The organism is Ruegeria sp. BHSB058 (assembly GCF_059613285.1).
Genome location: NZ_JBXWSF010000050.1, coordinates 20,744 through 28,367 on the forward strand (window position 1 = coordinate 20,744; position 7,624 = coordinate 28,367).

Consider the following 7,624-nt stretch of genomic DNA (forward strand, 5'->3'; position numbering starts at 1 on the left):
GATTCCCTTTCAAGCCACCGGCGCGGCGCGGCGGCCTCTTCCACCTGATCGTATTATCCGCTAAACGCGTTCCGACCCGAGATTACTGGCGGATTGCGACCGATGAAATTCACTCTTTCCTGGCTCAAGGATCACCTGGATACCGAAGCGTCGGTTGACGAGATTGTCGAGGCGCTGACCGACCTCGGCCTTGAGGTCGAAGAGGTCGTGAACCCGGCCGATGCACTCGGGGATTTCACGCTCGGATATGTCAAGCATGCCGAAAAACACCCCGACGCCGACAAGCTGCGTGTCTGCAAGGTGGATACCAGCGAAGGCGAGTTGCAGATCATCTGCGGTGCCCCCAACGCGCGCCAGGGGATCACCGTCGTCGTCGCCAAGCCGGGCGTCTATGTGCCGGGCATCGACACCACCATCGGTGTCGGCAAGATCAGGGGTATCGAAAGCTATGGCATGATGTGTTCCGAACGCGAGATGCAGCTTTCGGACGAACATGACGGCATCATCGAACTGCCCACGGGCGAGGTCGGTGATCGCTTTGTCGACTGGCTGGCCGAGAATGATCCGGCCAAGGTCGATCCGGTGATCGAGATCGCAATCACCCCCAACCGGCCCGACGCGCTGGGCGTGGCCGGGATTGCCCGCGATCTGGCGGCGCGCGGTCTGGGCACGCTCAAGATCCGTGACTATGTGCCGGTGCCGGGCGACTTCAAAAGTCCGATCAAGGTGATGATCGATGACGACACGCTGGACGGCGCGCCGCATTTCACCGGGCGCCTGATCCGCGGCGTGAAAAACGGCCCCAGCCCGCAATGGCTGCAGGATCAGTTGCGCGCCATCGGCCTGCGTCCGATCTCGGCGCTGGTCGACATCACCAATTACATGACCTTCGACCACAACCGCCCGCTGCATGTGTTCGACGCCGACAAGGTACAGGGCGACCTGCGGGTCCATCGTGCCAAGGGTGGCGAAAAGCTCGTGGCACTGGATGAAAAGGAATACACCCTGCAGCCCGGAATGATGGTGATCTCGGACGACAACGGCCCCGAGTCGATCGCCGGGATCATGGGCGGGATGGAAACCGGCTGTACCGAGGAAACGGTCAACGTGTTCCTCGAAAGCGCGTTCTGGGATTACGTACAGATCGCGCTGACAGGTCGGGCGCTCAAGATCAACTCGGACGCGCGTTACCGGTTCGAACGCGGGGTCGATCCGGAATACACCCGCGAGGGGCTGGAACACGCCACCCAGATGATCCTCGATATCTGCGGCGGCGAGGCGTCGGACGTGGTCGAGGCCGGCAAGGCGCCGAACCACGCGCGCGCCTTCCGTCTGGATGCCGAGCGGGTGCAATCGCTGGTCGGCATGGACATCCCCGAAAGCGAACAGCGCCAGACCCTGACGCGGCTGGGCTTCCGGCTCGAGGGCAGCATGGCCCATGTTCCCAGCTGGCGACCCGACATCATGGGCGAGGCCGATCTGGTCGAAGAGGTCGCGCGCATCGCCTCGCTGACCAGGCTGCAGGGCAGACCTTTGCCGCGCATTTCCGAAGGCATCCCGAAACCTGTGATGACCCCGGCACAGCGCCGCCAGTCGATGGCTCGCCGCACCTGTGCGGCACTTGGGTACAACGAATGCGTCAGCTATACCTTCATCGACAAGGCGTCGGCGGCTCTGTTCGGCGGCGGCGATGACGCCACGATGCTGGAAAACCCGATCTCGTCCGAGATGAGCCACATGCGCCCCGACCTGCTGCCGGGCCTGTTGCAGGCGGCGGCTCGCAATCAGGCGCGCGGCTTCATGGATCTGGCCCTGTTCGAGGTGGGGCCGGTGTTCCACGATGGCGAACCGGGCGATCAGCAAACCCAGATCACCGGCCTGCTGGTGGGCCGTTCCGGTCCCAAGGATGTTCAGGGATCGTCGCGCCCGGTCGATGTGTTCGACGCCAAGGCCGATGCCGAGGCTGTGCTGGCCGCCATCGGCGCTCCGGCCAAGGTGCAGATCCTGCGCGACGGGCCGGACTGGTGGCACCCGGGTCGGCACGGCAAGATCTGCCTGGGGCCGAAAAAGGTTCTGGGCGTCTTTGGCGAACTGCACCCGCGCGTGTTGCAGGCCATGGATATCAAGGGACCGGCGATGGCCTTTACCATCTGGCCCGACGAGGTGCCGTTGCCGCGCAAGACCGGCGCGACACGTCAGGCGCTGGAGCTGCGTGACCTGCAGGCGGTCGAACGCGACTTTGCCTTTGTCGTCGACGCGAATGTCGAGGCGCTGACGCTGGTCAACGCCGCCGCCGGGGCCGACAAGGCTCTGATCGAGGACGTGCGCGTCTTTGACGAGTTCATCGGCGGCAGTCTGGGCGAGGGCAAGAAATCACTGGCCATCACGGTGCGCCTGCAACCGACCGAATCAACCCTGAAGGAAAAGGATATCGAGGCGGTCGCCGAAAAGATCATCGCCAAGGTCACCAAGGCGACGGGCGGCACTCTGCGCGGCTGATCCCGCCCAGGCACACCCACCGACGCAAATGCAATTCAGCTCCCGAAAACCCATCGGGAGCTTTTCCCGCGAAAACAACTGACTGATGTCGGGTGTGCGGGACGAAGCGGGCTTTCGATCTTTTCAACCCAAGGTCAGCTTTGTGTAGTTCGCGACCTAAGTGAAAAGTAAGACGGGTGGGACACATTTGTTCGCTGTGTATGTGAACGACTGGGGCAAGCAGGATGCGAACATCAAATGTTCTCGATGTTCAAACCAACTCCCAAGTGACCGGTGCCCCACATTTAGTGGCAAGCGACGCACCAATGAAATGTCCCTCGCGCCTCTGTAGTCCTACGGATTTCAAAACGGGGCCAGGAGGATATGCTTGTCTCCACGTCACGATGCTTGAAGAGGCATCGCCCACACCGGAACCGGACACGTGTCAGAGAGAGCGCGACCAGCACGAGACATCCTGCGCCGACCCCTTGCCCGGGGGATCGCCTGGGTGGTTGTCTGCGTCCTGGCGCTTGGGCTTCTCGCCGGTTTCGAGCGCAGCGCGCGGCTGGCCGACCTGACGGCGGAGAGCGATCGCCTTCACGCGGTCGCCTCACAACGCGTCGATCAGCACGATGCGCATCTGACGGCCCTGTCTGCCATCGCGGTGGCCGGAGCGGAGCAGCGTCCGGACCTCGTTCGCGAGGTCGCGGGCGCGATCATGCGGTTCTACCCCCGGATCATCGGCATTTCCCTCGTGCCGCTGGACGGAGAAGACGGCGTGCTGGAAATCGGGGTCCGCGAGACTGATCTCCGGGAGCTCATCCGCGCAAACGCCGAACGCTCGACCGGCGCGCCGGTCCTGGTGCGGCATCCCTCTGACCGCCCGGCCTACCTGATCGTCAAACGAAGCCCCAACTCCGACGCGGCGCGCTATGGGCTCGCCCTTGTCATTGATGCCGCGGCCCTGCTGGATGGAGACTCCGCCTATTGGACGCGGGCCGAGGCGTCGCGCTGGCTGGCGCTGCCGGACGGCACTCCGCTGATTGGCGTCGTCGCAGACTCCCACGCGCCGCAGTTTACTCGCGCCCTGTCGAGTGGCACGCAGCCGCTTGAACTGCAGACGGCGATCCGCATGACAATATCGGACATTCTGCCGCTGGGCCGGGTGGTCCTCGTCCTGGCCGTGATCGCATTGTGTGCCCTAGCGCTGCGCGTGATCGGCCGACAACGCGCCAAGGTCCGCGCCGCGGAGGCGCGGGCTGAACTCAGCGGTCTCGAAACCCGTCTCAGCCATGCATCCCGGGTGAACGCGCTCGGCGAGATGGCAAGTGGCATGGCGCATGAACTGACCCAGCCCCTGACGGCGATCCTGGCGCAGGCGCAGGCGGCCCGACACCTTGCCGCACGCGGAGACACAGACCGCGTCGCGGAGATTCTCGAGGAGGTCGTTGGACAGACGCGGCGCGCCTCCGCTATTCTGGAGCGCCTGCGGACGTGGACGCGGCCGGGGGAGCGCCACGCGGAACCCATCGATCTCAGAGACTGCATCCGCGTGGCGGAAAGCCTGCTCGCGGGACAGGCACAAGAGCTTGGCGCCAGCCTCACCCTGACGCTGCCACCGACGCCTCTGACGGTGGAGGGCGATCGGGTGGAAATGGAGCAGGTCCTGTTCAACCTGATGCGGAACGCGCTCGACGCGGTCGCCGAGAGTACGGGGACGCGGGAGGTTGCCGTTGAGGCGTCGCTCGACGCCGAGATGGTGGTGATCGAGGTGAGCGACACCGGTCCCGGAATTCGTCCGGATGTGCGGGACCGGCTGTTCATCCCTTTTGTCACGACCCGGGAGAACGGAACAGGCCTCGGCCTTGCGCTTAGCCATCGCCTTGTCGAGCGAGCCGCCGGCGATCTGACATTGGTCGAGGCCCGCGAGGGTGCACGCTTCAGGATCAGCTTGCCTCTGGCCCGTGCCGCCCGGGAGGCGGCGGAATGACCGCGCCGGTCTATCTTGTCGACGACGATGCGGCGGTCCGGGACGCTCTCTCGCTGCTGCTCTCCACCGTGGGGATCGATGTCAGGACCTTCGCCGGTCCCGAAGACTTCCTGTCGGCTCTTCCGAAGCTGGGCCCGGGCTGCCTGATCCTCGATATCCGGATGCCGGCAATCTCGGGATTGAAGCTGCAGGAACGCCTGACCGCAAGCGGTGTGGAATGGCCGACGGTGGTGATTTCCGGGCATGGCGATATCGAAGCCTGCCGAAAGGCGTTCCGTAATGGCGCCATCGACTTCCTGTCGAAACCGGTGGACGAGCAGGACCTCATTGACGCCATACAGAAGGGGCAGGCAGCACTGAGCAGGACCGCCGAAGCAGACGCCGAGCGCCGGGAAACACTGGCGCTCCTGTCCGGGCTGACGCCGCGCGAGCGGGAAGTCCTGTCATTCGTGGCGCGGGGCTTCGCGACCCGCGACATCGCCGCAGCGCTTAAAGTCTCCCCCCGGACGGTGGAAAGCCATCGCGCGGCGATCGGGGCCAAGCTCGGCACCACCTCGCCGGCCGAGATGACGCGTCTCTGGATCGAGGCCGAGCCCACTCGGTAGTTCTACGGAGGTGTTGGGCTGGCCTACGAATGGGTTAGAATCCCGTGGTGGCTTAGGTGTCTCCCTATCACCAGCAAAGGAGAACCGACATGCTCAGAACAATCACCCTTCTCGCCGCTTTCGCCGCTCCCGTGGCAGCGCACGCGCAGGACCTGCCCACCAGCCCCTATCTGCCGCTTGCCATGGCGAGCGACGCCGCGAATGTGGCCCTTCAAGCCTGTGCCGCTGACGGCTACAACGTGAGCGTTGCCATCGTCACCCGCGATGGTGCCACCAAGGTGCACCTGAAGGCCGACAACTCGGGGCCCCATACCGTCGGCAGCGCTCAGGGCAAGGCCTTCACCTCGGCCTCTATGGGGCGCGACACGGCAGGGCTTGCCGAGTTCATCGGCGAAAACCCGCAGCACGACGGTCTGCGCTACATGGATGCGCGCATGGTTATCCAGGGCGGTGGTCTGCCCATCAGGATCGGAGGCGCGCTGGTGGGCGGTATCGGCGTCGGAGGTGCCCCCGGCGGACACCTGGACGAGGCCTGCGCCCGTGCCGGACTGGACGCAATCGGCGCCGAGTGAATCCATTGGGGTCCGCGCCTGATGCGCGGACCCGTCCTCACGAACACCCCAAGAAAGGTAGACCCATGCGCCGTCTTTCCCTGACTGCCCTTCTCATTGGCCTCGCCGGTCCGGTCGCTGCGCAAACCGCCCCCTCTGCCAGCGAGGTCGCTGCTTACGACGGCCTCTTCCAGGCCGCCCATGAGGGCGATGTCGCTGGGATCGAGCGTCTGATCCGTGAAGGCGCCGACGTCGATGCCCGAGACTCCAGAGGCCGGACGCCGATCCATGTGGCAGCCTTCGCGTCCGAGGACGAGGCATTGCGCGCTCTGGCGGAGGCCGGTGCCGACATGAATGCCCTCGAACACCGGGCCTATGACGTCGTGACGATCGCAGCCGTCGCGGATGATCTCGAGCTGATGTCGCTCGCCATCGAACTGGGCAACGATCCGGGCCTCGTGACGAGTCCCTATCTTGGCACCGCGCTGATCGCCGCGGCGCATCTCGGTCATGCCGAGGTGGTGCGGCGTCTGATCGACGCGGGCGCGCCGCTCGATCACATCAACAACCTGCACTGGACGGCGGTGATGGAAGCTGTGGTTCTGGGCGATGGTGGCGCGGATCACCAGGCCGTGCTCGACGCGCTCCTCTCCGCCGGGGCCGACCGGTCCCTGGCCGACCGCGATGGCGTCACACCGCTGCAGCACGCCGAAGCGCGTGGGTTCAAGGAGATGGCTGAACGGTTGAAAAGGCCGAACTGACGGCCAGTGCCGAGGCGCCTTATCGGGCGGCGCATCCGGCTCTTTGATATGCCCGTCTGATCTGGCTCACCGTTGTGCTTAAGAGATGCAGAACAGAGATCGGCAATCAAGCGTCACAGGCCCAATAAGATGGTTCAGACGTCGCGGAGCGCGTATCTGCTTGACGATCCTGGCCGGGATGATCCGAATACCACAGGCGACCAACTCGTCGATCTGTAAGGGTTTTGCTCTGAGACCTGACAGGCGGCGAAGGCAAGGGCAGTGAAACCGCTTCGGTAAAGGACACTTACATCATGTATGTCGAAGACTTCTTGCTCCGCGCTATCGAGCTCTCGGCAACAGCGCTTATGACGGAGGGAACCGAACCCTTCGGCGCGGTGATCGTGCGAAACGGTCGGATCGTGGGTGAGGGGATCAACCGATCCTTGCTCAATCACGATCCCACGTCACATGGTGAGATCGAGGCCATTCGCGACGCGGCCCGGAACCTCGGGACCGTCGATCTCAGCGGTTGCGAACTTTATACGAACTGCGAGCCATGTCCGCTTTGCGTGGCCGCCATGGAGATCGCACAGATATCGCGCTTGTATTATGCCGCAAGTCTCGCGCAGTCGGATTCTGCCATGAATGGGCTGTCTCCTGCTTCCAGATTTTCAATCGATTCTGAGAAGCTGCGGGAGGCATGCATCCAGCCAGTTGATGCCCGGGACATCCCGGCTGAGCAACATTTGTCCGAGGTGGCAGTCGAGGTAATCGCTGCTTGGGCCGAGACACGCAAATGACGCGTGACGTTTTGGCGGGCCTGCGTGGCAAGGGCCACCAAATGTAGGCCGCCGCGGCAGAGCGCAGCGGCCAAACCAGTCTGGCTTATTCCTTGATTCCGGCCGACTCGATGAGCGGCGCCCAGACCTCAATCGAATTTGCGACGAAGGCCGTGTAGTCGTCGGTGGACATCGCCGTATGGGTGATGCCGAGTTCCTTTAGCCTTTCCTGGACATCGGGATTGGCAAAGACGGCCAGGACGGTGTCGTGGATCGTCTCGACGGTTGCCGGGTCCATGCCCGCTGGTCCGGAAAGACCGACCCAGTTTTCGATCACAATGTCGTAGCCCTGTTCCTTGAAGGTCGGGACGTCAGGGATTTCCTTGTTGCGTTCAGGCGAGGCGATCGCGATCGCCACGGCCTCTTTGTCCTCAATCATCTCGCTGTTCTGAACGACCATGTCGTAGAAGCTGTCGAG

Annotated in this window: 7 protein-coding genes; 6 read left to right on the forward strand and 1 reads right to left on the reverse strand. The window is 63.9% G+C overall.

What is annotated here, in order from left to right:
- Positions 1-102 precede the first annotated feature (102 nt).
- From pheT to AC2FNB_RS13340, 6 genes are all read left to right on the forward strand, one after another.
- Positions 103-2,499, forward strand: a complete 2,397-nt coding sequence (gene pheT, locus AC2FNB_RS13315; protein ID WP_496747079.1) for a phenylalanine--tRNA ligase subunit beta — start codon at positions 103-105, stop codon at positions 2,497-2,499.
- A 487-nt stretch (positions 2,500-2,986) separates the two neighbouring features.
- Positions 2,987-4,468 carry a sensor histidine kinase gene (locus tag AC2FNB_RS13320; RefSeq protein WP_480749495.1) on the forward strand — a complete coding sequence of 494 codons (1,482 nt, stop codon included), beginning with the start codon at positions 2,987-2,989 and terminating at the stop codon, positions 4,466-4,468.
- Positions 4,465-5,073, forward strand: coding sequence for a response regulator transcription factor (locus AC2FNB_RS13325; protein WP_496747082.1), 609 nt, complete (start codon positions 4,465-4,467; stop codon positions 5,071-5,073). Before AC2FNB_RS13320 ends, AC2FNB_RS13325 begins: the two co-directional genes overlap by 4 nt.
- A gap of 89 nt (positions 5,074-5,162) precedes the next feature.
- Positions 5,163-5,645 (forward strand): GlcG/HbpS family heme-binding protein, encoded by a 483-nt coding sequence (locus AC2FNB_RS13330; RefSeq protein ID WP_480749493.1) that lies wholly within the window; start codon positions 5,163-5,165, stop codon positions 5,643-5,645.
- Between the two features lie 65 nt (positions 5,646-5,710).
- Entirely contained in the window at positions 5,711-6,385 is a 675-nt protein-coding gene (locus AC2FNB_RS13335; protein WP_480749492.1) for an ankyrin repeat domain-containing protein, read from the forward strand.
- Positions 6,386-6,678: 293 nt separating this feature from the next.
- Entirely contained in the window at positions 6,679-7,167 is a 489-nt protein-coding gene (locus AC2FNB_RS13340; protein WP_496747087.1) for a nucleoside deaminase, read from the forward strand.
- An 85-nt stretch (positions 7,168-7,252) separates the two neighbouring features.
- On the opposite strand, the gene AC2FNB_RS13345 is transcribed toward AC2FNB_RS13340, so the two are convergent.
- Positions 7,253-7,624: Bug family tripartite tricarboxylate transporter substrate binding protein (locus tag AC2FNB_RS13345; RefSeq protein WP_496747089.1), on the reverse strand; the 372-nt coding region annotated here is incomplete at its 5' end.